The organism is Sphingomonas sp. 2R-10 (assembly GCF_030062225.1).
Classification (GTDB): domain Bacteria; phylum Pseudomonadota; class Alphaproteobacteria; order Sphingomonadales; family Sphingomonadaceae; genus Sphingomonas.
On the sequence record NZ_JASCXF010000003.1, the window covers coordinates 1 to 25,659 of the forward strand.

The 25,659-nt window shown below is 68.5% G+C and carries 26 protein-coding genes and 1 pseudogene; 10 read left to right on the forward strand and 17 right to left on the reverse strand.

All coding sequences use genetic code 11. The features are described from left to right. Nucleotides 1-117, forward strand: a pseudogene (locus tag QLH51_RS01890) (IS5/IS1182 family transposase); the annotation flags it as partial. Nucleotides 118-217: 100 nt separating this feature from the next. On the opposite strand, the gene acnA reads toward QLH51_RS01890, so the two are convergent. Together acnA and QLH51_RS01900 are read right to left on the reverse strand one after the other, a co-directional pair. Further along, nucleotides 218-2,893 (reverse strand): aconitate hydratase AcnA, encoded by a 2,676-nt coding sequence (acnA, locus tag QLH51_RS01895; RefSeq protein ID WP_125655395.1) that lies wholly within the window; start codon nt 2,891-2,893, stop codon nt 218-220. Nucleotides 2,894-2,973: 80 nt separating this feature from the next. Next, nucleotides 2,974-3,276, reverse strand: a complete 303-nt coding sequence (locus QLH51_RS01900) for a hypothetical protein (protein WP_125655392.1) — start codon at nt 3,274-3,276, stop codon at nt 2,974-2,976. Nucleotides 3,277-3,496: 220 nt separating this feature from the next. Here QLH51_RS01900 and QLH51_RS01905 point away from each other — a divergent pair, with 220 nt between their 5' ends. Continuing rightward, nucleotides 3,497-3,943, forward strand: coding sequence for a hypothetical protein (locus QLH51_RS01905; protein WP_125655390.1), 447 nt, complete (start codon nt 3,497-3,499; stop codon nt 3,941-3,943). Beyond that, nucleotides 3,906-4,454: a 5'-methylthioadenosine/S-adenosylhomocysteine nucleosidase gene (locus QLH51_RS01910; RefSeq protein WP_241217869.1), complete on the forward strand. Its 549-nt coding sequence runs from the start codon at nt 3,906-3,908 to the stop codon at nt 4,452-4,454. The genes QLH51_RS01905 and QLH51_RS01910 overlap by 38 nt, the downstream gene beginning before the upstream one ends. Nucleotides 4,455-4,463: 9 nt before the next feature. On the opposite strand, the gene QLH51_RS01915 is transcribed toward QLH51_RS01910, so the two are convergent. From QLH51_RS01915 to xseA, 5 genes are read right to left on the reverse strand one after another with little or no spacing between them, the layout of a single operon-like run. After that, nucleotides 4,464-5,537 (reverse strand): lactonase family protein, encoded by a 1,074-nt coding sequence (locus QLH51_RS01915; RefSeq protein WP_125655386.1) that lies wholly within the window; start codon nt 5,535-5,537, stop codon nt 4,464-4,466. A 35-nt stretch (nt 5,538-5,572) separates the two neighbouring features. Beyond that, nucleotides 5,573-6,097 (reverse strand): superoxide dismutase family protein, encoded by a 525-nt coding sequence (locus QLH51_RS01920; RefSeq protein WP_125655384.1) that lies wholly within the window; start codon nt 6,095-6,097, stop codon nt 5,573-5,575. 55 nt (nt 6,098-6,152) lie between these two features. After that, nucleotides 6,153-6,944: a M23 family metallopeptidase gene (locus QLH51_RS01925; RefSeq protein WP_125655382.1), complete on the reverse strand. Its 792-nt coding sequence runs from the start codon at nt 6,942-6,944 to the stop codon at nt 6,153-6,155. Further along, nucleotides 6,941-7,138 carry a DUF2093 domain-containing protein gene (locus tag QLH51_RS01930; RefSeq protein ID WP_125655380.1) on the reverse strand — a complete coding sequence of 66 codons (198 nt, stop codon included), beginning with the start codon at nt 7,136-7,138 and terminating at the stop codon, nt 6,941-6,943. The genes QLH51_RS01925 and QLH51_RS01930 overlap by 4 nt, the downstream gene beginning before the upstream one ends. A 12-nt stretch (nt 7,139-7,150) precedes the next feature. Next, the gene (gene xseA, locus QLH51_RS01935; RefSeq protein WP_125655378.1) at nt 7,151-8,638 is read right to left on the reverse strand and encodes an exodeoxyribonuclease VII large subunit; all 1,488 of its coding nucleotides are present in this window, start codon (nt 8,636-8,638) and stop codon (nt 7,151-7,153) included. Here xseA and purD point away from each other — a divergent pair. From purD to QLH51_RS01950, 3 genes are read left to right on the forward strand one after another with little or no spacing between them, the layout of a single operon-like run. Beyond that, nucleotides 8,637-9,920: a phosphoribosylamine--glycine ligase gene (purD, locus tag QLH51_RS01940; RefSeq protein ID WP_125655376.1), complete on the forward strand. Its 1,284-nt coding sequence runs from the start codon at nt 8,637-8,639 to the stop codon at nt 9,918-9,920. The two genes, xseA and purD, sit on opposite strands and share 2 nt — an antisense overlap. Beyond that, on the forward strand, nt 9,913-10,533 hold the full coding sequence (locus QLH51_RS01945) for a hypothetical protein (RefSeq protein WP_125655374.1): 621 nt from the start codon (nt 9,913-9,915) through the stop codon (nt 10,531-10,533). Before purD ends, QLH51_RS01945 begins: the two co-directional genes overlap by 8 nt. A 57-nt stretch (nt 10,534-10,590) precedes the next feature. Beyond that, nucleotides 10,591-11,418 carry an alpha/beta hydrolase gene (locus QLH51_RS01950; protein WP_125655372.1) on the forward strand — a complete coding sequence of 276 codons (828 nt, stop codon included), beginning with the start codon at nt 10,591-10,593 and terminating at the stop codon, nt 11,416-11,418. A gap of 14 nt (nt 11,419-11,432) precedes the next feature. Here QLH51_RS01950 and QLH51_RS01955 read toward each other — a convergent pair whose 3' ends face one another. After that, nucleotides 11,433-12,737 carry a hemolysin family protein gene (locus QLH51_RS01955; protein WP_125655370.1) on the reverse strand — a complete coding sequence of 435 codons (1,305 nt, stop codon included), beginning with the start codon at nt 12,735-12,737 and terminating at the stop codon, nt 11,433-11,435. A gap of 178 nt (nt 12,738-12,915) precedes the next feature. On the opposite strand from QLH51_RS01955, the gene QLH51_RS01960 reads away from it, so the two are divergent. Continuing rightward, nucleotides 12,916-13,590, forward strand: a complete 675-nt coding sequence (locus QLH51_RS01960; RefSeq protein ID WP_125655368.1) for an OmpA family protein — start codon at nt 12,916-12,918, stop codon at nt 13,588-13,590. Nucleotides 13,591-13,685: 95 nt separating this feature from the next. Here the strand turns inward: QLH51_RS01960 and map are convergent, their stop codons facing one another. From map to QLH51_RS01980, 4 genes are read right to left on the reverse strand one after another with little or no spacing between them, the layout of a single operon-like run. After that, nucleotides 13,686-14,456: a type I methionyl aminopeptidase gene (gene map / locus QLH51_RS01965; RefSeq protein WP_125655426.1), complete on the reverse strand. Its 771-nt coding sequence runs from the start codon at nt 14,454-14,456 to the stop codon at nt 13,686-13,688. Nucleotide 14,457: 1 nt separating this feature from the next. Then, the gene (locus QLH51_RS01970) at nt 14,458-14,664 is read right to left on the reverse strand and encodes a ParD-like family protein (protein WP_125655366.1); all 207 of its coding nucleotides are present in this window, start codon (nt 14,662-14,664) and stop codon (nt 14,458-14,460) included. A gap of 49 nt (nt 14,665-14,713) precedes the next feature. Further along, nucleotides 14,714-15,148, reverse strand: coding sequence for a nucleoside deaminase (locus tag QLH51_RS01975; protein WP_125655424.1), 435 nt, complete (start codon nt 15,146-15,148; stop codon nt 14,714-14,716). 58 nt (nt 15,149-15,206) lie between these two features. Beyond that, nucleotides 15,207-15,437 (reverse strand): hypothetical protein, encoded by a 231-nt coding sequence (locus QLH51_RS01980; RefSeq protein ID WP_125655364.1) that lies wholly within the window; start codon nt 15,435-15,437, stop codon nt 15,207-15,209. A 165-nt stretch (nt 15,438-15,602) separates the two neighbouring features. Between QLH51_RS01980 and rpmB the strand changes: the two genes are divergently transcribed. Beyond that, nucleotides 15,603-15,905 (forward strand): 50S ribosomal protein L28, encoded by a 303-nt coding sequence (gene rpmB / locus QLH51_RS01985; RefSeq protein ID WP_125655362.1) that lies wholly within the window; start codon nt 15,603-15,605, stop codon nt 15,903-15,905. A 587-nt stretch (nt 15,906-16,492) separates the two neighbouring features. Here rpmB and QLH51_RS01990 read toward each other — a convergent pair. Then, nucleotides 16,493-17,659, reverse strand: a complete 1,167-nt coding sequence (locus QLH51_RS01990) for a nucleotide sugar dehydrogenase (RefSeq protein ID WP_125655360.1) — start codon at nt 17,657-17,659, stop codon at nt 16,493-16,495. A gap of 133 nt (nt 17,660-17,792) precedes the next feature. Beyond that, nucleotides 17,793-18,764, reverse strand: a complete 972-nt coding sequence (locus tag QLH51_RS01995; protein ID WP_125655358.1) for an esterase-like activity of phytase family protein — start codon at nt 18,762-18,764, stop codon at nt 17,793-17,795. An 81-nt stretch (nt 18,765-18,845) separates the two neighbouring features. Here QLH51_RS01995 and dapE point away from each other — a divergent pair, with 81 nt between their 5' ends. Continuing rightward, on the forward strand, nt 18,846-19,988 hold the full coding sequence (dapE, locus tag QLH51_RS02000; protein ID WP_125655356.1) for a succinyl-diaminopimelate desuccinylase: 1,143 nt from the start codon (nt 18,846-18,848) through the stop codon (nt 19,986-19,988). A 114-nt stretch (nt 19,989-20,102) separates the two neighbouring features. Then, nucleotides 20,103-20,570 carry a PilZ domain-containing protein gene (locus QLH51_RS02005; RefSeq protein WP_125655354.1) on the forward strand — a complete coding sequence of 156 codons (468 nt, stop codon included), beginning with the start codon at nt 20,103-20,105 and terminating at the stop codon, nt 20,568-20,570. 43 nt (nt 20,571-20,613) lie between these two features. On the opposite strand, the gene QLH51_RS02010 is transcribed toward QLH51_RS02005, so the two are convergent. The 3 genes from QLH51_RS02010 to QLH51_RS02020 form a co-directional block, all read right to left on the reverse strand. Next, nucleotides 20,614-22,002 (reverse strand): exopolysaccharide biosynthesis polyprenyl glycosylphosphotransferase, encoded by a 1,389-nt coding sequence (locus tag QLH51_RS02010; RefSeq protein WP_164516076.1) that lies wholly within the window; start codon nt 22,000-22,002, stop codon nt 20,614-20,616. Between the two features lie 373 nt (nt 22,003-22,375). Further along, nucleotides 22,376-23,518 carry a glycosyltransferase family 4 protein gene (locus tag QLH51_RS02015; RefSeq protein WP_164516075.1) on the reverse strand — a complete coding sequence of 381 codons (1,143 nt, stop codon included), beginning with the start codon at nt 23,516-23,518 and terminating at the stop codon, nt 22,376-22,378. After that, nucleotides 23,511-25,646 carry a GumC family protein gene (locus tag QLH51_RS02020; RefSeq protein ID WP_125655348.1) on the reverse strand — a complete coding sequence of 712 codons (2,136 nt, stop codon included), beginning with the start codon at nt 25,644-25,646 and terminating at the stop codon, nt 23,511-23,513. Before QLH51_RS02020 ends, QLH51_RS02015 begins: the two co-directional genes overlap by 8 nt. Between the last annotated feature and the right edge of the window lie 13 nt (nt 25,647-25,659).

Here is a 25,659-nt window from a genome sequence, read left to right on the forward strand (position 1 = left end):
AACCGATGCCGACGCCTCGCCAAGGACTGGGAGGCTTCCATCGCCTCGTCAGAAGCATGGCTCATCATCGCATCCATCAGGCGAATGACCCGCCGTATCGCAAAGCTCGAATTATGAGTCGGGCTCTTAGATGAAGATGAACGTGCGAGAACGCCAACAAAAAGGGCCGCGCCTCCCGGTCGGGAGGCGCGGCCCTTTTGCCGTCGGGCGCTTCCCCTTACGCGGCCAGCTTGCGCAGCACGTACTGCAGGATGCCGCCGTTCAGGAAATATTCCAGCTCGTTGACGGTATCGATCCGGCACCTGGTCTGGAACGTCTCGGTCGTGCCGTCGGCGCGGACCATGATGACCTCGACGTCCTGGCGCGGGCGCAGGCCGGCCACGCCCTGGATCGTGAAGGTCTCGTCGCCGGTCAGGCCCAGCGACTGACGCGTCACGCCTTCGGCGAACTGGAGCGGCAGCACGCCCATGCCGACGAGGTTCGAGCGGTGGATGCGCTCGAAGCTTTCGGTGATGACGGCGCGGACGCCGAGCAGGTTGGTGCCCTTTGCCGCCCAGTCGCGCGACGAGCCGGTGCCATATTCCTTGCCGGCGATCACGACCAGCGGGGTGCCGTCGGCCTTGTGGCGCATGGCGGCGTCGTAGATCGGCATGACCTCGCCGTCATAGCGGCTCATGCCGCCCTCGACGCCGGGGACCATTTCGTTCTTGATGCGGATATTGGCGAAGGTGCCGCGCATCATGACGTCGTGGTTGCCGCGGCGGGCGCCGTAGGAATTGAAGTCGCGGCGGCTAACCTGATGTTCTTGCAGGAAAGTTCCGGCCGGGCTGTCCGCCTTGATCGACCCTGCCGGCGAAATGTGGTCGGTGGTGATCGAGTCGCCGAGGATGGCGAGCGGCTTTGCCTCGATGATGTCCGAGATCGGGTTCGGGGTCATCGTCAGCCCATCGAAATAGGGCGGATTGGCGATGTAGGTGCTCGACGTCGGCCATTTGTAGGTGTCCGACCCCTCGACCGAAATGCCGGCCCAATGCTTGTCGCCGGCATAGACGTTGCCGTAGCGCGAGCGGAACATGCCGTCGTCGATGTTGGCGGCCATCAGGTCGGCGACCTCTTCGTTGGTCGGCCAGATGTCCTTGAGATAGACGTCCTGCCCGTCCGAGCCCTGCCCGATCGGGGTCGAGACCATGTCCTGCGTCACCGTGCCCTTCAGCGCATAGGCGACGACCAGCGGCGGCGAGGCGAGGAAGTTGGCACGCACATCGGCCGACACGCGGCCTTCGAAGTTGCGGTTGCCCGACAGGACCGAGGCGGCGACGATGTCGTTGCCGTTGATCGCCGCCGAGATCGGCGGGCTGAGCGGCCCCGAATTGCCGATGCAGGTGGTGCAGCCATAGCCGACGAGGTTGAAGCCGACCGCGTTCAGATCGGCGGTCAGCCCGGCCTTGTCGAGATAGTCGGTCACGACCTGCGAACCCGGTGCCAGCGAGGTCTTGACCCAGGGCTTGGGCTTGAGGCCCAGCGCATTGGCCTTGCGCGCGACGAGGCCGGCGGCGACCAGCACCGACGGGTTCGACGTGTTGGTGCAGCTGGTGATGGCGGCGATCACGACGTCGCCGTCGCCGATGTCGTGGGTCGCACCCTCGACCGGGGCACGGACGGCGGCGTCCTTCTTGTAGACCTTGGTCAGGTCGCCGTTGAAGACGTCGTCGACCATCGGCAGCTCGACGCGGTCCTGCGGACGCTTCGGCCCGGCGAGCGACGGCACGACCGACGACATGTCGAGTTCGAGCGTGTCGGTGAAGATCGGATCGACCGCATTCTCGTCGCGCCAGAAACCGTTGGCCTTGGCATAGGCTTCGGTCAGCGCGATGACTTCGGCCGGACGCGCGGTCAGGCGCATGTAATCGATGGTCTTGTCATCGATCGGGAAGAAGCCGCAGGTCGCGCCATATTCGGGCGCCATGTTGGCGATCGTCGCCCGATCGGCCAGCGTCATCGACGACAGGCCCGGACCGTAGAATTCGACGAAGCGGCCGACCACGCCCCTGGCGCGCAGCATCTGCGTGACGGTCAGCACGAGGTCGGTGGCGGTGATGCCCTCGCCCAGCTTGCCGGTCAGCTTGAAGCCGACGACCTCGGGGATCAGCATCGACACCGGCTGGCCGAGCATCGCGGCCTCCGCCTCGATCCCGCCGACGCCCCAGCCGAGCACGCCCAGACCATTGACCATCGTCGTGTGGCTGTCGGTGCCGACCAGCGTGTCGGGATAGGCGATGGTGCCGCTGCCGTCGGTCGATTCCGACGACCACACCGCCTGCGCGACATATTCGAGGTTCACCTGGTGGCAGATGCCGGTGCCCGGCGGCACGACCGAGAAATTGTCGAGCGCCTTCGAACCCCATTTGAGAAATTCGTAGCGTTCGATGTTGCGCTGATATTCCAGTTCGACATTCTCTTCGGCCGCGGTCGGCGTGCCGAATTCGTCGACCATCACCGAGTGATCGATCACGAGGTGGACAGGAACCTGCGGATTGATCTTGCCCGCGTCGCCGCCGAGCGTGGTGATCGCGTCGCGCATCGCCGCCAGATCGACGACGCAGGGAACGCCGGTGAAGTCCTGCATCAGCACGCGCGCCGGGCGATACTGGATCTCGCGGTCCGAGCGGGCGTCCTTCTGCCAGTCGACCAGTGCCTGCGCGTCCTCGGGAGTGACGGTCACGCCGTCCTCGAAGCGCAGCATGTTCTCCAGCAGCACCTTCATCGAGAAGGGCAGCCGCGACACGTCGCCGAGCTTTGCCGCGGCCTTCGCCAGCGAATAGTAAGAATAGGTCTTGCCGCCGACATCGAGCGTGTCGCGGGTGCCGAGCGTGTCCTGGCCGATTGCGGTCATGCGGATCCTTCCCAGTTGGTCGCGGGCGGGATTCGACGGGCCGGATCGAACGGCCGTCGACGGAGGACCGCCGCGGGAGGTTATCGAGCTGTACCCGTGGCCCTTAGCAACCGGGTTCGGCCGGGGGAAGTGGGTGAATCCGCGTTCGGGACGGCAAAACCGATCTTTATCCCACCACAAATGCTTTCGCTTTGCAATAGCGATAATGCCGGTGTCAGTCCTGCACCGACCATGGTGCGGGTCCGGCGGTCATAGACGCCGGTGCTGCCGATCGACACTCCGTCGGCGTCCCGATAAAGCCGACCATCGCCGGAAAGCTCGATGGGCGTATTCGATGCGATCACCGTGCCGTCGGGTTCGATATAGCGCGCAAGGACCGGCATGTCGAAGTCGCACGTCCGCCACGCCTGCCATCGGGCCGGGGTATGGCGTTCGACAACGCCCCGCCCATCGGGTGCCGCGATGCGTTCCTACAGCGCCGCGCCGCCGAGCAGGCAGGCGCCCGATGCCGCCAGCACCGCGACGACAAGGAGCCGCGGGACGATGCGGACGCGGATCATGCCGGGAGCTTGACCACCACTGGGTGGATCAGGCGGCGGCGAAGTGTTTGCGCGCGCATGGGACCGGGCGCTCGCCAAGGTCGCGCCGACGATCGAACAGGCGGCGTTCGAGCGCGCCGTATTGGGGTGGGACGAGCCGGTTTGGCATGGCGGCACGATCGTCGGGCGTCGCCGACGCTATTCGGACAGCTTCGTGCGGCCGTTGCTGTCGCGCGGCGGGTGCGATGGCGGGGACGATCGGGATCGCCAATTTGCACCGGCGGACCGGGCGACGCAGGCGGAAACCGACGCGTTGCTGCTGGCCAACCTCCGCGCGCTGAAGACGCGGCACGAGGCCGAGGCGGCGCGCAAGGCCTTGCCCGCACCCGATCCCGCGCCCACGACGGCGGCGACACGATGGGAGAATGGCGATGCAGGGGACGCGGATCGGGGCGCGGCGGGTGTTGTTCGTGATGGCGACGGACCACGAATATGGACGCCGTCTCGCTGAACGCTTCATACCGCTCATCACCGGCGTCGGACCGATCGAGGCGGCGGCGGGGACGGCGATGGCGCTGGCGGGGATGGCCGCCCTGCCCGACCTGATCGTGTCGATCGGATCGGCGGGGTCGCGCACGCTGCCGCTGGGGTCGGTGTGGCAGGTCGCAAGCGTCACATGGCGCGACATGGATGCGTCGCGGATCGGTTTCGCGAGGGGGGTGGTGCCCTTCGCCGATTTCGGGGCCGAGCTGGCGCTGACGACGCCGATCGACTGGCCGGTGGCGCGGCTGTCGACCGGCGGCGATATCGTCGGCGGCAGCGATTACGACGCGATCGATGCCGACATGGTCGACATGGAGACGTTCGCGGTGGTGCGGGTCGGCCAGCGTTTCGGCGTGCCGGTCATGGGGCTGCGCGGCATTTCCGACGGGCCGGGCGAGCTGGATGCGATCGGCGGGTGGACCGGGATGCTGGGGGTGCTGGACGCGGCGCTGGCGGACGTGGTGGACCGGCTGGGGTAGGCGCGGCGCCTATGCCCGGTCGAGGAACACCACGCCGGGGACCACGAGCCGCGCCGGTGTCGGGCGCAGGCGGCCGTCATAGGTGAGCGCGAAGACCGCGACCTCGCCGCTGCGTTCGTTGGCGACCAGCAGCTGTCCGGTATCCTCCAGCAGCAGGAAGAAGCGCGGCCAGTCGCCGCCGCAGGGCATGTGCCGGGCCAGCGTCGCGCTGCCGTCCTCGGCGAGGTCGAACACCGCGATGCTGTTGTGCCCCCGGTTCGAGGCGTAGAGGCGGCGGCCGGCGCGGTCGATCGCGACATGCGCCGCCTGCGAACTGCCCTGCCAGCCGGCGGGCAGCAGCGACGTGGTGGCGCGGGTGGTCAGCGTGCCGTCGGGCAGCGCGTCGAGCGTCACCAGCGTATTGGCAAGCTCGGTCACGACATAGGCGACGGGCAGTTCTGGGTGATAGGCAAGGTGGCGCGGGCCGGCGCCGGGCGGTGCGCGCCATGCGATGGCGGGCTCGCCGACCTCTCCGGTCGAAAGCGCATAGGCGAAGATCGCGTCGGCGCCGAGGTCGACCGAATGGAGGAAGCGGTTGTCGGGGGTGAAGCCGACCCAGTGCGCGTGCGGGCCGCTCTGGCGATCGGCGCGCGGCCCGGTGCCGCGATGCTGGCGGACGACCGGCGGCTGGGGGATGCCGGCGGCGAGCGGATACAGCGCGACGGTGCCCGAGGAATAGTTGGCGACGGCGAGCAGCCGGCCGTTGCCGTCGATGGCGATGTGGCAGGGATCGTCGCCGCCGCTGGGCAGGTCGGCGACGATCCGGCCATCCTGCGTCGCGATCATCCGGCCGGCGGCGGATTCGCGCACGAGGTAGCGCATCGAGCCGCGCGATATGCCGAACGAGGCGTCCTTCAGCACCGGATCGGCGGTGCCGACGCGCCAGCCGCGGCCGCTGGCCGGCAGGCGGTAGAGCCCTGCCCCGCCTTTGCCGGCATAGGTGCCCGCGACCAGCGCGGGCCGCCAGCCCTGCGCCCGAACGGGGAGAGCGGACAGGGTGGTAGTGGCGGCGATGCCAGCCAGGACGGTGCGTCGCGTGGTCATCCCCGCGCTATGCGCCGCCCGGCCGTCCCTTGCAATCAGGCGGCGGCGAACACGCCGCAGGCGATGCGCCCACCCGAATTGCCCGACGGATCGGTCCTGTAGTCGTCGGCGGCGGCATGGATCACGAACGCCGAGCCATCGGCATCGAGCAGCCCGGCCATCGTGCCCGCGGGCAGCATGATCGTGACCGACCCGCTGCCGTCGGCACCGATCGTCAGATTGGGTGCGTCGCCCGCATGGGGACCGGCGGGGTTGCTGGTGCCGTGCTGCTTCGCGGTCGGATTCCAGTGGCCGCCGGCGGTCGTGAAGTCGGGCGCGTCGCAGCGGCCGGTGGTGTGGACATGCGCGCCGTGGGTGCCGGCAGGCATGCCCCGCGCGTCGATCCTGACCTGGATACCGCCGGCCATTTCGGTCGCGGTGACGGTGCCGACATCGGCACCGGCGGCGGTGCGCAGCGGCGCGGTGGCGCTGCGGCCGGCGATTCCACCGGTGGCGGTGGTCGTGGTGCAGCCGGCAAGGGCGGTGGCGGCAAGGGCGGTCAGGATGGTGGCACGCAGCATGGCAGGTTCCCCGTTTGATACAGAACCGAAATGTTTGCCGGCACGCACGGTTCCGTCAGGGTGCCATCGGTCCGGCGAGCAGCAGCGGATCGATCCGCGCATCGTGCCACTTCATGCCCCAATGCAGGTGCGGGCCGGTCGCACGCCCGGTCGCGCCGATCGCACCGACGACCTGCCCCTGCCGTATCCGGTCGCCGACCTTCACGTCGATGCGCGACAGGTGCAGGAACGCGCTGTTCAGCCCCATGCCGTGGTCGATCATCAACAGATTGCCCTCCAGCGTGAAGGGCGACGCGGCGGCGAGGATCACGACGCCGTCGGCGGGCGCGGCGACGGGGGTTCCGGTCGGGCGGGCGACGTCGACGCCCGAATGATAGGCGCCGGGTTCGCCGGCATAGACGCGCTGCGACCCGAACAGGCCGGAGATGCGACCGGTGACCGGCCAGACGAAGCGCCGCCGCCACCCTGCCGCATCGGTCGCGATGTCGCGGGCGGCGGCGATCTGCGCCAGTTCGGGCGCGCGGCGGCGCCGGAATTCGGCCGAGGGCTGCGACACGCGCGGCAGCGTCGGCAGCCGCTCGATCCGCCACGCACGCGGGGGAACGGCGATCGGGCGGACGAGGCGCGGCCCGTCGGAAAGAGTCGCGACCAACGTCGCCGACGGTCCGGCATCGCGGTCGAACGCGATCAGGAATCGCCCGTCCGGCGCGACCGTGACCGGGGTGCCGTCGAGTTGCAGCGTGGCGCCCGCGGGCACGCTGCCCATCACGACCGCGCCCTGTCCCGGCGTGCCGTCGAGCGCGATCGCGCCCTGCGCCGCCACGGCCACGACCGCGGCAAGGATCATTGCGGGGCGAGCGCGGCGGTCGCGGCCTCGGCGGTGGCATAGGCTTCCTGCCGCGCCGCGCTCCAGTAGCGCAGTTCCTCCAGCGGGATGCGCGCACCGGTGCCGGCGCAGGTCACATAGTCGCCGTCGACCAGCACCCGGAAATTGTTGGTCAGATATTGCAGCCTGGCGGGGCGGCTTTCGGGTTTCAGCATGGGGCTTCCGGATCAGAGCAGGGTGGGTTGGGTCGGTTCGACATAGGCGCGCCCTCCGGGACGCTCAACCTTCGCATCGAGCACGCCGTCGCGGAAGTGCAGCTGCACCGCACCCGCCGCGCGGGCGTCGGCGGCCGACGCCACCGTCTTGCCGCTGGCGCGGGCGACGACGCGGACATAGCCCTTTTGCAGCAGGTTATCGGGGTTCACCTGTTCCAGCATCCGCGCGCTACCGTCGAACCGGGCGCGGGCCTGCGCCAGCCGCTGGGCCAGCATTGCGGGCCGGAGCGCATGGCCGTGGCGGTCGAGGCTGCGCCGCGCGGTGGCGACGCGGCGTTCGAGCGCCAGCGACAGCCGGCCGGCGACATCGTCCAGCCGCTGCCGCTGGGGTCCCAGCAGCGCGTCGCGGCGGGGCATGACGCGGACCAGCCCGGCCAACTGCTCGCGCCCTCGATCGTGATAGCGGCGCGCGCATCGCTGGGTACGCAGCGACAGGCTGGCGATGGTGTGGGTGAGGTCGGCGCGGACCGGCACCGCGATCTCGGCAGCGGCGGTCGGCGTCGGCGCGCGCAGGTCGGCGGCGTGGTCGCACAGCGTCGTGTCGGTCTCGTGCCCGACCGCGGAAATGACCGGGATCGGCGAAGCGGCGACCGCGCGGACGACGACTTCCTCGTTGAAGCACCACAGGTCCTCGATGGAGCCGCCGCCGCGCGCGACGATCAGGAGGTCGGGGCGGTAGATCTGGTTACCCCCATCACCTTCCGTACCCCGGCGGAGGCCGGGGTCCAGTTGGGTGACGTCTGCGACTCCTTGCAAATGGTCCGTAACTGGATCCCGGCCTTCGCCGGGGTACGGTTGAGGACGGGGTGGAAGGGACGCGAACCCTTGGACCGCCGCCGCGATTTCCGCCGCGGCGCCCTCGCCCTGCACCTTCACCGGCCACACCAGCACATGCGTCGGGCAGCGATCCGATAGCCGGTGGAGGATGTCGCGGATCACCGCGCCGGTCGGCGAGGTGACGATGCCGATGGTGCGCGGCAGGAACGGCAGCGGGCGCTTTCTGCCCACGTCGAACAGCCCCTCGCCCGCCAGCTTCGCCTTCAGCTTTTCCAGCAGCGCCATCAGCGCGCCCTCGCCCGCCAGCTCCAGATGGTCGATGACGATCTGGTAGCGCGAGCGACCGGGATAGGTGGTGAGCTTGCCGGTCGCGATCACCTCCACGCCGTCCTGCGGGGTGAAGGCGAGGCGGCCGGCCGATCCGCGCCACATCACCCCGTCGATCAACGCGGCATCGTCCTTCAGCGCCAGATAGACATGGCCCGACGACGCGCGCTTGTAGCCCGAGATTTCGCCGCGCAGGCGGACGCGGCCGAATTCGCCCTCGACCATGCGCTTCAGCCGGCCGGCGAGTTCGCTGACGCTTTCGGGGGCGGCGTTGTCGTTCGCTCGCGGCTCGGCTACGAGCCGGCTCGAGGAAAAATCGGGGAAACGATCGTCCATGAATGTCCTGTTGATCGGATCGGGTGGGCGCGAACATGCGCTGGCATGGAAGCTGGCGCAGTCGCCGCTCCTCGATACGCTTTATGCCGCGCCCGGCAACCCCGGCATCGCCCGGTCGGCGACGCTGGTCCCGCTGGACGTGACCGATCACGCCGCGGTGGTGCGCTTCTGCGATGAGCGGTCAGTGGAACTGGTCGTGGTGGGACCCGAAGCGCCGCTGGTCGCCGGCCTTGCCGACGATCTGCGCAGCGCCGGGATCGCGGTCTTCGGGCCGTCGGCGGCGGCAGCGCAGCTGGAAGGATCGAAGGGCTATACCAAGGATCTGTGCCGCGAGGCCGATATCCCGACCGCCGGCTATGTCCGAGTCAACTCGCTGGAGGAGGGCGTCGCGGCGCTTTCCCCCTTCTCGCTGCCGGTGGTCATCAAGGCCGACGGCCTTGCGGCGGGCAAGGGCGTGACGGTGGCGATGGACCGTGCCGAGGCGGAGGGCGCGCTGGCCGCGATCTTCGAACAGCCCGGCGGCGAGGCGGTGATCGAGGAATTCCTGGCCGGCGAGGAAGCCAGCCTGTTCGTGCTGACCGACGGCGTGTCGCTGCTGTCGTTCGGATCGGCGCAGGACCACAAGCGCGTCGGCGACGGCGACGTCGGACCGAATACCGGCGGCATGGGCGCCTATTCGCCCGCGCCGGTGCTTGGCCCTGCGCTGGAGAAACTGGCGATTGACACGATCGTCGCGCCGACCGTGGCGGCGATGGCGCAGCGCGGCACGCCCTATTCGGGGGTGCTCTATGCCGGGCTGATGCTGACCGAGCGGGGGCCGAAGCTGATCGAATATAATGCGCGCTTCGGCGATCCCGAAGCCCAGGTGCTGATGGCGCGGCTGGACAGCGACCTGTTGCCGGTGCTGCTGGCGGTGGCGCAGGGCACGCTCGATCAGGTGGCGCCGCCGGTGTTCAGCGACGACACCGCGCTGACGGTGGTGATGGCCGCTACCGGCTATCCCGGCACACCGGAGACCGGGCAGCCGATCGGCGGGATCGCCGCGGCGGAGGCAACCGGCGCGACCGTGTTCCACGCGGGAACCCGTTCGGGCGACACGGGCGTTGTGACCGCCGGAGGTCGGGTGCTGGCCGTTACCGCGCGGGGGGCGAACGTCACCGCCGCGCAGCAGGCGGCGTATCGCGCGGTCGACGCGCTCGATTTCCCCGGCTTCTGCCGCCGCGACATCGGCTGGCGCGAAGTCGCACGCGAAGCAACGTCAAGGAACGGACAAGATGGATAGCGGCACCACTCCCCTGCAATCGCCCGGTTTCCTCGCCACGCTGACCTCCGTGCATTTCGTACTGATCGCGGTGCTGGCGGTGCTGACGATCATCGGCATCGCGTACGGCATGAAGCTGTCGCGTCGTCGGCGGCAGGGCGTGCGCGAGCTGGAGGATGCGGGGCATCTGGAACGCAGCGGCGAGGCGCCGGCGGAAACCGTGACGGTCGAGCGGGAGACGGCACCGGTTGCGGCGCCTGCGCCGGTCGTGGCGCCCGAGCCGGTTGCAAGCCCGGTGGCAGCGCCGGTCGCGATTCCCGAGCCGATCGTACCGCCCGTGGCCGCACCTGTTGCGACACCTGCACCCGCCCCGACCGCGCCGGCCGCCGCGGCGAGCGAGACCGACCTGACCCGCCTGAAAGGACTGGGGCCGAAGGTCGCGGCGATGCTGGTCGAACAGGGCGTTCCCGACATCGCGACGCTCGCGACGCTTGACGCCGCCCGCGCCGATGCCGTCGCCGCCGGGCTCGGCATGTTCGCGCCGCGCATGGCGAAGGACCGCTGGGTCGAACAGGCGCGCTTGCTGGCAGCCGGCGATATCGCCGGGTTCGAGGCGACGTTCGGGAAGCTGTAGCGCTGGCGTTCCCCCCGACCGACCGATAGCGTCGGCGAATCATCCGGGGGAACATCCATGCCAGCAATCCGACACGTCCTGATCGCCCTTGCGACCGTCACGGCGGCCGTGCCGGCATTGGCCGCACCGACCGCAACGCTGCCGCTGGTCATATCGCCGACCCGGTCGACGACGATGGTGACGTGGGTTCCCGACAAGGTACGCGGGGTGGTGCTGCTGTCGACCGGCCATGGAGCATGGCCCGAACGCTACGACGCGGCGGCATCGGCATGGCGCGACGCCGGGTTCGCGGTGATCGCGCCCGTCCATGTCGATTCGATGCACTATCCCGACCGCGCGAACTTCACGATGCAGGCGAGCTTCATGGAACGGATCGCCGACCAGCGGGCCGCCAGCGGCTATGCCGCGCGGACCTGGCCGGGCAAGCCGGTGGTCGCTGCCGGCCATAGTTTCGGAACGCTGATCGCCCTGTGCCTGGGCGGCGGGTTGAACCACATCGCCCCATTTCGCGACCCGAGCGTGAAGGCGGTGCTGGGGTTTTCGTCACCCGGCCGCATACCGGGGCTGGTGACGCCGACCGCCTATGCCGCCGACGCGTTGCCGATGATGATCGTCACGGGCGATGCCGACGTCGTGCCGGGGTTCGTCAGCGACTGGCACGATCATCTGTTCCCGGTACAGAGCGCGCCGGCCGGCGACAAATTCGCCGTCACCTATCGCGGCGGCACGCATGACCTGATCGGGAAGGCCGAGGGGCCGGGCCACGCCGCGGCGATCGCCAACAGCGTCACGTTCCTGCAAGCCTATGGCCTGAACGATGCCCGCGCCCGCCGGGCGTTGCGGGCGAAGCGCGACGATGCGGTGGAGACATGGACCCGCCGCTGAGCCGCGGGTCACCCCTATCCGACGTGCTCGACCAGCAGCTTGTCGATCTTGCGGCCGTCCATGTCGACGATCTCGAAGCGCCAGCCCTGTTCGGAGAAATGCTCGCCCTCGGTCGGCAGGTGCTTGAGGATGGCGAGCGCGAGGCCGGCGACGGTCGCATAGTCGCGGTCCTCGGGCAGGTCGATGCCGATGCGTTCGGCCAGCTGGTCGGCGGGGGTCTGTCCCGACACCAGCAGCGATCCGTCCTCGCGGCGGATGATGTGCGGCGAATCGCCCTCGTCGGCGTCCGATGCGAAATCGCCGGCGATCGCGCGCAGCAGGTCGGCGGGGGTCACGATCCCTTCGAAATGACCATATTCGTCGTGGACGAGGCCCATCGGCACCGCCGCGCGGCGGATCGCCTGCAACGCGTCCATCGCGTCGACCTGATCGGGCAGCACCGGTGCTTCATGGAGCAGCGCGCGCAGGTTTAGCGGCTCGCCGCGACAGATCGCCGCCACGATGTCGCGCGCCTGCACCACGCCGATCACCGCGTCGACCGATCCTTCGGCGACCGGCAGGCGGGTGTGCGGCGTCGTCGCCATCGCCGCGCGGACGCCGGCTTCGTCGAGCGTGACGTCGAGCCATTCGACGTCGGTCCGCGGCGTCATCACCTCGCGCACCGGACGGTCGGCGAGGCGGACGACACCCGAGATGATCGAGCGTTCATGCTCCTCGATCACGCCCGACCGGCTGGCTTCGGCGACCAGCAGGTGCAGTTCCTCCGCCGTTACCCGGTTTTCGGATTCGCGGTTCATGCGCAGCAGCTTGAAGATCAGCGACGAGGTGGTGTCGAGCAACCACACGAACGGCGCGGTGATCCGCGACAGCCACAGCATCGGCAGCGCGACCAGCACCGCGATCGGCTCTGGACTGCGCAGCGCGAATTGCTTGGGCACCAGCTCGCCGATCACGAGGCTGGCGAAGGTGGTGATCGCGATCACCACGCCGAAGCCGACATTGTCGCCCAGCGATTCGGGCACGCCCAGCAGCACCAGCCGCTCGCCCACCGGTCCGCCGAGGCTGGCGCCCGAATAGGCGCCCGACAGGATGCCGATCAGCGTGATGCCGATCTGGACGGTCGACAGGAACTTGCCGGGATCGTCGGCGAGGCGCATCGCGGTCTGCGCCCCCCTGCCGCCGGCTTTCGCCAGCCCCTCCAGCCTTGCCTTGCGCGCGGACACGATGGCGAGTTCGGACATGGCGAACACGCCGTTCAACGCCACCAGCGCGAGGATGATGACGACGTCGAACCAGGGGAAGGGTGTGAGAGGTTCCATTGAACTGGCCCACCCATGCCGCAATGCCGCCCGGCGCACAACCGGCGAGTCGCAGCCGCCACGCGGATTGTTGCGCGGCGTTCGGTCAGCAACCGTTCAAAACGGATGCGGAACAAGACCGGCGTTGCCCGGTTCATCCGGGCGAGAACAGGATCGGATACGACGAAAGGAATCGAACATGGCGACGGGCAAGATCTGGATCGCGGGTGCGCTGTCGGCGGCGCTGCTGACCGGCGGGTGCGTGACCGACCCGGAAACCGGCGAGCGCAGCATCTCGCGCGCGGCGATCGGCGGGCTCGGCGGCGCGGTGGGCGGCTATCTGCTGGGCGACCTGGTCGGCGGACGGCGTGACCGGACCGAGAAGATCCTCGGCGCGGGCATCGGCGGCCTCGCCGGAGCCGGGATCGGCGCCTATATGGACAAGCAGGAGCGCGACCTGCGCGCCCGCACCGCCGGCACCGATGTCGAGGTGACGCGGCGCGGCGACGACCTGGTGCTCAACATGCCCTCGGGCATCACCTTCGCCTATGACAGCGCCAACGTGCAGCCGCAGTTCCGCTCGACGCTGGACCAGGTCGCCGACGTGCTGCGCGACTATAACCAGACCTATATCGACGTGTACGGCCATACCGATTCGACGGGGTCGGACGCGTACAACCAGACACTGTCGGAACGCCGCGCGTCGGCGGTCGCCAGCTATCTGACGTCGCGCGGCGTACAGTCGGCGCGCGTCGGCACCCGCGGCTTCGGCGAAACCCAGCCGATCGCGTCGAACGAGACCGAGGAAGGCCGCGCCGAGAACCGCCGGGTCGAAATCAAGATCGTGCCGATCGAGCAGGACAAGCTTCGGTAAGCCACAGCTTGCGTACCCCCGCGCAGGCGGGGGTCCAGGGTTACGGAGCATGACGATCGTGGCCGTATCCCCGCCTGCGCGGGATACGGTCAGGGTTACCGCCGCGGCGGCACCTCATCCGATCGCAGCGTCAGCACCTCGACCCCGGTCGCGGTCACCGCGACGGTGTGTTCGAACTGCGCCGACAGCTTGCCGTCGGCGGTGACGACGGTCCAGTCGTCGTCCTCGCTCACGACCTTGCGCGATCCCTGATTGACCATCGGCTCGACGGTGAAGGTCATCCCCTCGCGCAGCACCGCGCCGGTGCCGGGCCGGCCGAAATTCAGGACCGAGGGTTCCTCGTGCATCTCGCGGCCGATGCCGTGCCCGCAATATTCGCGGACCACCGAATAGCCGAGCTTCTTGGCATGGCGTTCGATTGCGTGGCCGACATCGCCCAGCCGCGCGCCGGGGCGGACCTGGGCGATGCCCGCCCACATCGCGCCCTGCGCCGCCTGTACCAGCCGCCGCGCCTGCGGGCTGACGCTGCCGACCAGATAGGTCTTCGACGAATCGGCGATGAAGCCGTCCTTTTCCAGCGTGATGTCGAGGTTGACGATATCGCCGTCGCGCACGACCGCCGTGGCATCGGGCACGCCGTGGCACACGACGTCGTTGATCGAACTGTTGAGCACGAAGCCGAAGCCATATTGCCCCTTGCTCGCCGGGCGCGCCGCGCAGTCGTCCACGATGTACCGTTCGACCAGATCGTTGATCGCCAGTGTCGACATGCCGGCCAGCGCCTGCCGGTCGAGCATCTCGAACACCGAAGCGAGCAGGCGGCCCGACACGCGCATCAGGGCGAGTTCGGCAGGCGTCTTGACCATGTCAGACGGCGACCGCATCGACCGCGCGGACCTGTGCGGCGGCAAGGCGGGTGCGGACGATGTCGTTGAACGACAGATCGGGATTGGCCTCGGCGATCATGCCGATGGTCATCCAGAATTCCGCCTGCGCATTGATCGAGCGGCACAGCACGCCACTTGCCCGGCGCACTTCCTCGTGCAGCGCATCGTCGATCTTCACGATACCCATTCGCTTCCCTTTCGATATACGAACCATATATGATCCGTATATCGTCGCGTCAAACGTCGCGGCGGTCGGCGAAGAAGCTGCGGAGCAAGGCGGCGGCCTCGCCCTCGGCGATGCCCGGATAGATGTCGGGGCGGTGGTGGCAGGTCGGCTGGGCAAAGAAGCGCGGGCCGTGCTCGACCGCCCCGCCTTTGGGATCGGATGCCCCGTAGTAAAGCCGGGCGATGCGGGCATGGGCGATGGCCCCGGCGCACATCGCGCATGGCTCCAGCGTCACCCACAGATCGCAATCCTCCAGCCGGTCGCGCCCCAGCGCCCGTGCCGCGGCGCGGATCGCGAGGATTTCGGCGTGCGCGGTCGGATCGGCCAGTGCGCGCGGCGCATTGGCGGCGACCGCGATCACCGCTCCGCCGCGCAATACCACTGCGCCGACCGGAACCTCGCCTGCCTGCGCGGCGGCACGGGCGGCGGCGAGCGCGCGGTGCATGGGAGCGGCGTCGAACATGCCCCTCCCCTTGCCAGCCGGGGGCGGCGACGGCCAGCCGTTACTGGCCGGCGGGGCGCTCGACCTTGATCGCCGGCACCTCGACCGAACGGTTCACAGTGCCGACCTCGACCTTGCCGACCTCGACATCGAACTTCGGTGCCTGGCCCCCTTCGACCTTTACCTGCGGCAGGGCGGCGCGCTGCGTCTGGTCGATGTTGATGAAATTGAATGCCATCAGGCCGGCGACGATCAGGACGACCAGCCCCAGCAACCCCAGAAATGCGCGCATCCACCTGCTCCCTGTTCATGTACGATCCGAATCGATGCCGTAACAACGCAGCCGCGGCGGCGAGGGTTGCAGTGGCTCGCGAACGGTTGACGCGAGGACCGTTCGACGCTATCCGCGCCGTCTTTCCGGGACATGTGTCCCGACACAGAATCAGGATCAACGATCATGTCGCGCATCTGCGAGCTGACCGGCAAGGGCCGGCAGGTGGGTCACAATGTTTCCCACGCCAACAACAAGACCAAGCGCACGTTCCTGCCGAACCTGCAGAACGTCACGCTGATGTCGGAAGCGCTGGAGCGCTCGATCCGCCTGCGCGTGTCGACCCACGGCCTGCGTTCGGTCGAGCATGTCGGCGGCCTCGACAACTGGCTGCTGAAGACCAGCGACGACGACCTGTCGCTGCGTGCCCGTCGCCTGAAGCGCGACGTGAAGAAGAAGGCCGTCGCGGCAGCCGCCGCAGCCGCCTGATCCGGTCACGCCGGTTTACGAACAGACCCGCCGGGGCGCTGCACAGCGACCCGGCGGGTTTTGTCGTGGGCGGGAGCGGCGGGGGACATCGGTCGGCGGTCGGCTTGCTGATATAGGGGAAACGGGCGGCACGTTGCGGACAGACCGCCGCGGGACAGGGAATATGCCCCGGCCAGCCCATGACGATGTACGCCCTGCCGCTGCCCCACTTCGCCGCCGCGCCCAAAGGCCACGCCGGACCAAGCGTCATCCCGGCGAAGGCCGGGATTGCCCGGAATGGTGCGGGACAGGAGCCGCTTGAGGCCTCAGCCTTCGCTGGGGCGACGGTTCATGTCGGACGCACACGCGCCCTAGGCCCGGCGCGACAGCCGGGGAGGCATGGGGAAGTCCGTGACTTAGCCCCGTAGCCCGGCAGTACCCCCGCGCAGGCGGGGGGCCAGAACCAAGCAAAACCACGGCTTGCGTGTGCGGCTCTGGATCCCGGCCTGCGCGGGAATACTTTCGCAATTGCATCCAGCAAGTCGGCGGTAACGGCGGGGGGAGCGTGGCCCCTCCCCGCGCCGGGGAGGAACTTGCAGCGCCTGTTGTCAGTCCGACCCGAAGATGTCGCGCGTGAACAGCTTGTCGCCGATGTCGGCCAGTTCGGGCGGGGCGCGGTTGGCGATGATTACGTCGCACTCGGCCTTGAACGTGTCGAGGTCCTTGACGACCCGCGACCCGAAGAACAGGTCGTCGTCGAGCGCGGGTTCGTACACGACGACCTCGATGCCCTTCGCCTTCACCCGCTTCATGATCCCCTGGATCGACGACTGGCGGAAATTGTCCGAACCGGCCTTCATCGTCAGGCGGTACACGCCGACCTTCGTCGGCCTGCGGGCGATGATCTGGTCGGCGAGGAAGTCCTTGCGCGTGCGGTTCGCGTCGACGATCGCGCGGATCAGGTTCTGCGGCACTTCGGAATAGTTCGCCAGCAGCTGCTTGGTGTCCTTGGGCAGGCAATAGCCGCCATAGCCGAAGCTGGGGTTGTTGTACTGCATCCCCACGCGCGGATCGAGGCCGACGCCCTCGATGATCTGGCGGGTGTTCATGCCGCCGGCGATGGCATAGCTGTCGAGTTCGTTGAAGAAGGCGACGCGCATCGCGAGATAGGTGTTGGCGAACAGCTTGATCGCCTCCGCTTCCCGCGAATCGGTGAACAGGACGGCCACGTCCTTCTTCTCCGCGCCGCCCAGCAGCAGGTCGGCGAAGACGCTCGCGCGATCCGAGCGTTCGCCGACGATGATCCGCGACGGGTGCAGATTGTCGTACAGCGCGCGGCCTTCGCGCAGGAATTCGGGGCTGAAGATCACCTGCGGCGCGTTCAGCCGCTGGCGGACATCCTCAACGAAACCGACCGGGATGGTCGACTTGATGACGACGGTCGACTGCGGCGCGTGTTCGACCGCCAGCTTGATGACCGCTTCGACCGAGCCGGTGTTGAACTTGTCGGTTTCGACATCGTAGTTGGTCGGGGTGGCGACGATGACGTAATCGGCCCCGGCCAGCGCCGCCGCCGCATCGGTGGTGGCCGACAGGTTCAGTTCGCGTTCGGCAAGGAACTGTTCCAGTTCGGTGTCGATGATCGGCGACTTGCGGTCATTGACCAGCGCGACCCGCTCTTCCGAAATGTCGACCGCGACGACTTCGTTATGCTGTGCCAGCAGCACGGCGTTCGACATGCCGACATAGCCCAGACCAAAAACCGCGATCTTCATTCGACCAACCCCCACAGAACCCGGTACTATACGGCTCCGCCTCTAGCCCCCGGAGGGGTATCGCGACAAGCCCTTCGCTGCGGTACAGCATGGACGACGGTATCGTGCCGGCACCATCGCCGGGCGTCGCGGATCAGGGACGCAGCGGCAGGGCGAACTTCAGCAGCAGCGTCCGCTGGGTGACCGACTGGTTGTCGTCGGACACGATCCACAGCGCCAGCAGGTCGCCGTCGCGCACGACCGCCAGCCCTTCGAAATTGTCGTGGAGCGCGGGCGGTTCGAACCGGGCGATGGTCCGTCCCGTCACCAGCGCGCCGGGGCGAAGCGCGCGGACGTCGGCGATCTGCAGCCTCGCGGTGAAATACTCGCCGATCGAGATGCGGCGGGTCAGCACCAGCAGCCGCCCGTCGGGCAGCGCTGCGGCATCCGTGACGCGGAACCCGTCCGGTGCCTTGTACCGGAACGGCATCGGCCGGATGCCGGGCGTGGTCGGATCGCCGGGAAAGCGCAGCGCCGAATAGCCCGGCCGCCCTTTCTTCCCATGCGCCTCGCTGAGGACGAGGACGGCACCGTCGGGCATCGTCGCCATCGCTTCGGGACCGCCGTTTTCCGACCAGCGGCGCATCGCGCGCGGGGCGGCATGGCGGACGGGGCGAAAGGCGGGATCGAAGCGCCAGATCTCGTTGTGACGCTCATAGCCGATCAGGACGTCGCCGTCCGGCAGCGTCGCCAGCGATTCGGTATCACGGTCGCGCTTTTCCCAGCCGGTACCCGGCCCCGCCAGTTCGGTGACGCGGGTATCGCGCACCTGCCCGTCGCCCCCCATGCGAAAGCGCAGCACCGCGCCGCCGTCCGACAGCAGCGTGAACCGGTCGCCCGCGACCCGCACCGCGGAGAAGCCACCAAAGGCGGGGTCGGACGCGGTCAGCGACACCCCGCCCAGATAGGTCAATACGCCGTTGCGGCGTCGCGCCGGATCGCCGGGATAGAGATCGACCGGCGTCGCCGATACCCGTGGCGGCCCGGCATAGAGCGGCAGCCGCTCCGTACCGGCCCATGACGGGACGAGGAGCAGCACCGCAAGACAGACCAACAACATACGCATCGGACCCGCCTTAGCCGATCGCATCGACGCCACCAGTGGCGATTTGCCGCGATTAGGATAGAGCGCGCCTGCGGATGCCGGATGCAGCGAAGGAGATATGAGGTGGTGGATGTCGTCGAACTGGCCGCGGGGCTGATCGCCTGCGACAGCGTGACCCCCGCAGGGGGGGCGGTATTCGACGTGCTGGAAGCGGCGCTGCTACCGCTGGGGTTCGAGGTCGACCGGTTCGTGACCGGCGAGGCCCCCGACGGGCCGGTCGAAAACCTGCTGGCGGTGCGCGGCACCGGCGAACGGCACTTCGCCTTTGCCGGCCATGTCGACGTCGTGGCCCCGGGGCCGGGCTGGACCAGCCCGCCCTTCGCGCCCGAGGCACGCGACGGGCTGCTGTACGGGCGCGGTGCGGTGGACATGAAGGGTGCGGTCGCCGCGTTCGTCGCCGCTGCCGCGCGGGTGCCGGCGGATGCGGGCACGATCAGCCTGATCGTGACCGGCGACGAGGAAGGGCCTGCGATCTTCGGCACGCGTGCGCTGATCGAGCGGATGGCGGCGCGCGGCCTCTGCCCCGACCTGTGCCTGGTCGGCGAACCGACCTCTGCCCGGCGGCTGGGCGACATGGTCAAGATCGGCCGGCGGGGATCGGTCAATATCTGGATCGACGTACCCGGACGGCAGGGGCATGTCGCCTATCCGCACCTCGCCGACAATCCGATCCCCAGGCTCGTCGCCGCGCTGGCCGCTATCGAAGCGGTGGTGCTGGACGACGGCAACGCCTGGTTCCAGCCGTCGAACATCGAGATCACCGACATCACCGTCGGCAACCCGGCCACCAACGTCATTCCGGGACATGCGGCGGCACGACTGTCGATCCGGTTCAACGACGAACATTCGGGCGCGGCGCTGGTCGAGCGTATCGCCGCCATCGTCCGTACCCATGCGCCCGACGCGCGGGTGGAGGGGCGGATATCGGGCGAGGCGTTCCTGACCCCGCCGGCCGATTTCTCCGCCATGGTGACGGCGGCGATCGAACGCCACACCGGGATCACCCCGGACCTGTCGACGACCGGCGGAACGTCGGATGCGCGGTTCCTGTCGCGCCTGTGCCCGACGGTCGAGTTCGGCCTGCTGAATGCGACGATGCACAAGGTGGACGAGGCGGTGGCCATCGACGACCTGCACGCCCTGACCGCGATCTATGCCGACATCGCCCGAACCGCGCTGGCGTGAGGGCGGTGCGGGGCAGGCTCAAGCGGCCGGTAACCATTTCGTAAGCAGTCGCCACAACGCTTTCGTAAACAGTCGCCGCTAGCTTCGTCGGTGTTCAGCCAGTTGGGGAATGTCGTGTCGCAGCCCGCCCAGATTACTACCGGCCTGGCGGGAAACCGCCGCGCACAGCAGCGTATCGGCATCCAGCGGACGGCGGTGCTCCGCGTTGCGGGGCACCCGCCGATTCCGGTCACGCTGGTCGACCTGACCCGTGACGGCTGCCTGATCGAAACCGATGCCCTGCTGGCGGCGGAACAGCTGATCGAGCTGGGTGTCGCCGGCATCGGCACCGTCGGCGCACGCGTGGTGCGGTCGGGATCGATCGGCTATGGCTGCGAATTCGTCGAGACGCTGCCGTCGGGCTCGATCACCAGCGCCAGCCGCGGCAACGTCGTGAAGCTCGATACCGACCTGACGACGGCGCCCGGGGCCGATGTCGCTCGCGTCGGCAAGTTCTCGCCGCGGCAGCGCCTGCTGGCGGCAGTCGCCATCGTGACGCTGCCCTGGGCGGCGATCCTCGGCGTCGCTGTCCTGCTCGGCTGATCCCGTCCGCCCGCCGGCACCACCGGCGGGCGGCGACGTTTCGTCAATAGGTATTGCGGTGGACGATGACCCGCAGCGTCATGAAGACGATGGCGAGGTCGCGCCAGAACGACCAGTTGGCGATGTATTCCAGATCGGCCTGCAACCGGTTGGTCAGGTCCTCGGTATGGACCGTCGCGCCACGATAGCCGCGAACCTGGGCCAGCCCGGTGATGCCCGGCTTCAGCGTATGGCGGTGCCAGTACCGTTCATCGACATCCCAGAACAGCTGTTCGCCCGCAAGGGAGCCCAGCGCATGCGGGCGGGGGCCGACAATGCTCATATGGCCGAGCAGCACGTTGAAAAGCTGCGGCAGCTCGTCGATACTGGTCCGCCGCAGGATGTAGCCGACGCGCGTGATCCGATCGTCGTCGCGGCTGGCCGACTTGGACCCGCTGGCATCGCTCTGTTCGACACGCATGCTGCGGAACTTGAGGATGTGGAAGAACTTGTTGCCGCGTCCGACGCGACGCTGCCGGAACAGGACCGGCCCGGTACTGTCGAGCTTGATGGCCAGCGAGATGATGCCGAGCGCCGGCAGCAGCAGGATCAGCGCCGGGATGCAGCAGGCGATGTCGAACGCGCGCTTGGCCATCGCCTTGCGCAGGGACAGCGGCCCCACCGCCACCACCAGCGTCGGGACCTTCGACACCTTGGACAGGCGCAGTGCGCCGAACATGTCGATCTCGCCCACCACGATCTCGCCCCGGACGTCGGCGCCCTTCAGCATCATCGCCCAGTTCGCGCGCGCTTCGGGCTGGCAGGCGACGATGACGCGGTCATAGCCCTGGATGAACTGGGCGAAGCGATCGAGCATCGCGGGATCGCGCATGTCGGGCCGGATGCCCTGTTCCCCGGCGTCGATCACCCGGAATTCCCGCGGCACGTCCACGCTCGCTCCGTCGCAGATCAGCACCTGCAGCAGCAGCTTGTTGCGCAGGCGCGTCTCGACCAGCAGCGACACGAGCTGCCGGAACAGAACGACCAGGACCAGATCCCCGGCCATCGCCACCGCCAGCAGCAGGCGCGACATGTCGCGGTCCAGCCGGAGGAAATAGGAAATCAGGAACAGCGCGCCGTAGGTCAGGAACAGCGAACGCACCGCCGCGCCCGTGTCGATCATCGTCTGCGCACCGGACCGCAACGAAAAGGCACCAGAATTGAATGCGATGACGCTGTAGATGAAGCAGGCGACGACGAGGACCGCCGATACGCTGCCCTTCACGTTCAGGAACGCGGCGGGAAACAGCAGCCCGACCGTGATCGCCAGAAGATCCAGCGCCAGCAACGAGACGTACAGCCGCACCCGTGCCGCATGGGGCGTTTGCCAGAGACGCAGGTTCGCCCCGTCGAACGTGCTGGCCCCGTCAGCTGGAAAAGGTGTCTTTTTCACCCGGCGTTCCCCATTGTTCTTCCCTGTCGCGCGCGTCCGAACCCGGCGACGCTCCCCATATATCCGATCGCGATCCGACGCGGCCGTTCAGGCCGTCCCCGATTCCGATCCCTCCGTCCGGTGCCATAGCGGACCATCCGGCGGGACGCGAGCAGGCGATGACACGGCGCCGGTGACCGAATGTCGCCGCGGTCGCCCTGTCGCCATCCGCCCGACGATGGGCGATCCGGCCATCGTCCTCGATAAAATCCCTGCACGATTTCGCACAAGGCACGCAATCCACTCCACATCGTCGATGGTGCAGCGTGCCATGCCGCAACGGCCGCCCGATACCCACAACCGCAACCACCGGTTCGGACCGCACCGGTGCGCTTCAACGCCGTCCCGATATGTCCCGATACCGGTCGAGGGTCTGTTCGGCGATCCGGCTCCAGTCGAACCGCGCACGGATCGCAGCGCCATCCACCGGGGTCAGCAGGGCCGGATCGACCAGGCGGCGGGCGAGCGCCGCGACGTCACCCATCGGGAAATAGCGGTCGCGGGGCAACCCGACGTCGAGATTGGCATCGATATCGCTCAGCAGCGACGGCGCACTGACCGCCGTTGCCTCCAGCCCGGCGATCGGCAGACCTTCGTGATGCGACGCCAGCACGAACAGCCCGGCGCTGCGATACAGGGTCCGCAGTTCGTCCCGGGGCAACATTCCCGTGAAGATCACCCGGTCCGACTGCTGCGCCAGAAGATCGCGTACGAACGGGGTCTGGTGATCGGCACCACCGGCGATGACCAGCGGCATCGGGCTGCCCGATTGCTGATGGGCGGCGACCAGATCGGCGAATCCCTTTTCCGGCACCAGTCGCCCGACCGACAGGATGAACCCGCCGCGTTGCAGCCCGAACCGTTCGAGAACGCGCGGATCCTCCTGGCCCTCCGTGATGACGGCAGGCACCCCGTTGGGGATGTAATGGACCCGCCCGGCGCGATCGGGAAATTCGCGGCGCAGTTGCTCCGCCAGCGTTTCCGACACCACGATCACCTGATGCGCGTACCGGATCGCCAGCTTTTCGCCGGTCACCAGCATCCACTTCGCAAAGCCGCCCCATTTGGCCCGCCGATAATCGCGACCATGGTGCGTCACCACGACCCGCAAGCCGAGCAGACGGGCCAGAGGGGTGAGCAGCGCAGGGCCGATCGCATGGATATGCAACAGATCGACCCGGCGGACGATGCCGAAATAGAGGGTCGCCAGCAGGGTGTTCAGCGTCGCCTCGATCGACGAAACCCGCGTCGAGGGCAGCGGCACGACCCGAAGAGACCCGACGGTGTAGGGCGTGCCCTGCCGGACATAGGGACGCCGGGCGGCAAGGGTGACGTCCGTCGCGGGATCGATCGCCACGATGCGAGGATAGAGCTCCTCGCAATGGCTTTCGATCCCGCCCATCACGCCTGGAATACCGCGCAGTCCCGTGACGCCGACCCGGACAGGCCGACGCGCGGCGGCGATGGGATCACGCATAATAGGTCTTGTACTTGTTGTAGTAGAAGGCCGGGTCGCCATAGCCGCTCTTGGCCATCGCGCGCAGGTCGGCGCGGGTCAGCACCACCCCGGCGGTCACCGCGCCCACCTGATCGAGCAGGCGCATCGCATGTCCGATCGCCTTGCGCGGGGTGGATCCCCAGCGCACGGCCAGCACGACGCGGTCGGCAAGCGCCGCTGCCTGTCGCGCCTCGACCACCGGCAGCACCGGCGCGCAATCGAGCAGGACGAGGTCGAACTGGTCGCGGACCTGCGCCATCAGCCGGCGCATCGCCTCCGACCCCAACAGTTCGAAATCACTCACCGCGCCCGCCTGCGGCAGCAGGAACGCGCCGCTGGCTTCATCGACGACCATCGCCTGTTCCAGCGTGCAGCTGCCCGCCAGCACTTCGGCGAAACCGGTCTGCGTATCGACGTTCATCCGCCGGGTGGTGGCGCGCTGGCGAAGATCGCTGTCGATCAGCAACACCCGCTGCCCGGCCAGCGCGGCCGAGCGCGCAAGGCAGATCGACAGCGTCGTCTTGCCTTCCGCCGGCAACGCCGAGGTGATGGCAACGACCTTGGCACCCGATCGCTTCAGGTTGGTCCGCACCGCCCGGAACGATTCGGCGAAGACCGACGAGGGATTGCCGATCAGATATTGCGACGGACCGATCGGGTCGCGACGCGATACCTTCACGCCCGGTATGGTGGACAGGTCGGGGATCAGGCCGATCGAGGGAACGCCCAGCTCTTCCTCGACATCCTCGCTCGTCTTGACGCCGCTTTCCAGCATCTCGAGCACCGTCACCGCGAGGCCGGCGGCCAGCAGCGCGCCGACGATGCCGAGCAGCGCATAGACGATCGGATTGGGCGAAACCGGGGCGGCCGGCGGCATGGCGTGCGCGATGACGTGCGCCAGCGTCTGGTCCGTGCCCTGTCGCGCGACGGCGGCGCGATACTGGTCGAGGAACGTCTGATACAGGTTGCGCGCGGCATCGGCGCTGCGCTGCAGGTCGTTCAGGCGAACCGAGGCGGCGTTCTCGGCACGCAACGATCCTTCGTTGCGGCCGATCGACGACTGCAGCGAGCTTGCCCGGCCACTGGCGACGCGCGATTCCGATTCGAGGTTGGAAATGACCCGATTGACCTCCGCCTTGATCCGGGCGTCCACCTCGGCCAGCTGCCGGTCGACGCGGGCGAGATCGGGATGGAGCGGACCGTAGCGGCCGACCAGGTCCGCGCGCTGCGTGCTCAGCTGCGCCTGCTGCGCGCGCAGCCCCTGAACCACTTCGGAATTGAGCGCGGCGCCCAGCGCCTCGCCGCTGCTGCCGCGGGCGAGCTGCCCGCGTGCCGTCGCCAGCCGCGCCTGCGCCGCCGCCTGTTCCGCCTGCGCCTGCGCCAATTGCCCGTTCAGCGCGACGGTCGCCTGCGAACTGTTCGTTCCGCCCGGCGTCACATCGACCAGGCCGTTGCGCGCCCGATAACTGGAAATGGCCGATTCGGCCGAGATCACTTCGCTGCGCAACTGCTGGATGCGCTGGCGCAGGAGCTGGATCTGCCGCTGGCGATCCGCCTCCTTGTTGCCGAGCCGCGCGGCGACATATTCGTCGACCACGCCGTTGGCGATGTTCGCCGCCTTCGTAGCGGAGAAGGAACGGGTCGTTACCCCGATCGCGTAGGACAGGCCGGTCCGCTTGATATCGACCTTGGCCTGCAATGCCGCGATCGCGTTTTCGCGCGCCGCCGCAGGCGTCGTCGCGTCGCCGGCAAAGGCCGGATCGCGGGCGAGACCAAGCTTGTCGACCACGCGCGCGGCGACGGCCGGCGAACCGAGGACCTGCACCTCGGTATCCACCGCGGGCGAATCGGTCGGGAGGTCGGTGTTGTTCTGTTCGCCTAGCTGCGCCTCGCGCCGGTCCAGCGCGACCTGCGCGGTCGCTTCATACAGCGGCCGTTGCAGGCGATAGGCAAGGAACGCCATCGCCGCCACCGCCAGCGACACCGCGACGATCACCAGCCAGCGGCGGCGCAGCAGGGCGCCCAGCCTCACGAAATCGATCAGCCCCTTGCGATCGAGTACCCCACTGCGTCCGGCGGCCTGCTGCTCGGTCGTGTCGCTCGTCATTTACCCATTCCTC

Excerpts from the sequence above, each read along its gene's own strand:
- acnA (WP_125655395.1), bottom strand. The coding sequence starts at position 2,893 with ATGACCGCAATCGGCCAGGACACGCTCGGCACCCGCGACACGCTCGAT.
- QLH51_RS01900 (WP_125655392.1), bottom strand. The coding sequence starts at position 3,276 with ATGCCGGTCCTTGCGCGCTATATCGAACCCGACGGCACGGTGATCGCA.
- QLH51_RS01910 (WP_241217869.1), top strand. The coding sequence starts at position 3,906 with ATGGCGACGGACCACGAATATGGACGCCGTCTCGCTGAACGCTTCATA.
- QLH51_RS01915 (WP_125655386.1), bottom strand. The coding sequence starts at position 5,537 with ATGACCACGCGACGCACCGTCCTGGCTGGCATCGCCGCCACTACCACC.
- QLH51_RS01920 (WP_125655384.1), bottom strand. The coding sequence starts at position 6,097 with ATGCTGCGTGCCACCATCCTGACCGCCCTTGCCGCCACCGCCCTTGCC.
- QLH51_RS01925 (WP_125655382.1), bottom strand. The coding sequence starts at position 6,944 with ATGATCCTTGCCGCGGTCGTGGCCGTGGCGGCGCAGGGCGCGATCGCG.
- QLH51_RS01930 (WP_125655380.1), bottom strand. The coding sequence starts at position 7,138 with ATGCTGAAACCCGAAAGCCGCCCCGCCAGGCTGCAATATCTGACCAAC.
- purD (WP_125655376.1), top strand. The coding sequence starts at position 8,637 with ATGAATGTCCTGTTGATCGGATCGGGTGGGCGCGAACATGCGCTGGCA.
- xseA (WP_125655378.1), bottom strand. The coding sequence starts at position 8,638 with ATGGACGATCGTTTCCCCGATTTTTCCTCGAGCCGGCTCGTAGCCGAG.
- QLH51_RS01945 (WP_125655374.1), top strand. The coding sequence starts at position 9,913 with ATGGATAGCGGCACCACTCCCCTGCAATCGCCCGGTTTCCTCGCCACG.
- QLH51_RS01950 (WP_125655372.1), top strand. The coding sequence starts at position 10,591 with ATGCCAGCAATCCGACACGTCCTGATCGCCCTTGCGACCGTCACGGCG.
- QLH51_RS01955 (WP_125655370.1), bottom strand. The coding sequence starts at position 12,737 with ATGGAACCTCTCACACCCTTCCCCTGGTTCGACGTCGTCATCATCCTC.
- QLH51_RS01960 (WP_125655368.1), top strand. The coding sequence starts at position 12,916 with ATGGCGACGGGCAAGATCTGGATCGCGGGTGCGCTGTCGGCGGCGCTG.
- map (WP_125655426.1), bottom strand. The coding sequence starts at position 14,456 with ATGGTCAAGACGCCTGCCGAACTCGCCCTGATGCGCGTGTCGGGCCGC.
- QLH51_RS01970 (WP_125655366.1), bottom strand. The coding sequence starts at position 14,664 with ATGGGTATCGTGAAGATCGACGATGCGCTGCACGAGGAAGTGCGCCGG.
- QLH51_RS01975 (WP_125655424.1), bottom strand. The coding sequence starts at position 15,148 with ATGCACCGCGCGCTCGCCGCCGCCCGTGCCGCCGCGCAGGCAGGCGAG.
- QLH51_RS01980 (WP_125655364.1), bottom strand. The coding sequence starts at position 15,437 with ATGCGCGCATTTCTGGGGTTGCTGGGGCTGGTCGTCCTGATCGTCGCC.
- rpmB (WP_125655362.1), top strand. The coding sequence starts at position 15,603 with ATGTCGCGCATCTGCGAGCTGACCGGCAAGGGCCGGCAGGTGGGTCAC.
- QLH51_RS01990 (WP_125655360.1), bottom strand. The coding sequence starts at position 17,659 with ATGAAGATCGCGGTTTTTGGTCTGGGCTATGTCGGCATGTCGAACGCC.
- QLH51_RS01995 (WP_125655358.1), bottom strand. The coding sequence starts at position 18,764 with ATGCGTATGTTGTTGGTCTGTCTTGCGGTGCTGCTCCTCGTCCCGTCA.
- dapE (WP_125655356.1), top strand. The coding sequence starts at position 18,846 with ATGCAGCGAAGGAGATATGAGGTGGTGGATGTCGTCGAACTGGCCGCG.
- QLH51_RS02015 (WP_164516075.1), bottom strand. The coding sequence starts at position 23,518 with ATGCGTGATCCCATCGCCGCCGCGCGTCGGCCTGTCCGGGTCGGCGTC.
- QLH51_RS02020 (WP_125655348.1), bottom strand. The coding sequence starts at position 25,646 with ATGACGAGCGACACGACCGAGCAGCAGGCCGCCGGACGCAGTGGGGTA.